The organism is Vibrio sp. 10N.222.49.C9 (genome assembly GCF_041474985.1).
Taxonomy (GTDB): domain Bacteria; phylum Pseudomonadota; class Gammaproteobacteria; order Enterobacterales; family Vibrionaceae; genus Vibrio; species Vibrio crassostreae_C.
In genome coordinates, this window is sequence record NZ_JBFRVD010000397.1 from 1 (window position 1) to 423 (window position 423).

The 423-nt window shown below is 47.0% G+C and carries 1 protein-coding gene; it reads left to right on the top strand.

What is annotated here, in order from left to right; all coding sequences use genetic code 11:
• On the top strand, positions 1 to 423 hold a 423-nt coding region (gene argS, locus AB4585_RS23680; protein WP_372171211.1), incomplete at both ends, for an arginine--tRNA ligase.

Below are 423 nucleotides of genomic sequence, written 5' to 3' on the forward strand. Positions count from 1 at the left end.
AACCACATCGGTGACTGGGGAACTCAGTTCGGTATGCTTATCGCAAACCTTGAGCGCGTTTCAGAGCAAGATGGCGAAGTTTCAATGAAACTGTCTGATCTTGAAGCCTTCTACCGTGAGTCTAAGAAACTGTACGACGAAGACGAAGAGTTCGCGGTTAAAGCTCGTAACTACGTCGTTAAGCTACAAAGTGGCGATGCGTTCTGCGTAGACATGTGGAAGAAGTTGGTGGACATCACCATGCAACAAAACCAACTGAACTACGACCGTCTAAACGTATCTCTAACTCGTGACGACGTGATGGGTGAGAGCCAATACAACGACATGCTAAAAGGCATCGTTGCTGACCTTAAAGAAAAAGGCCTAGCGAAAGAAGATGACGGCGCGCAGGTTGTATTCCTAGACGAGTACAAGAACAAAGAC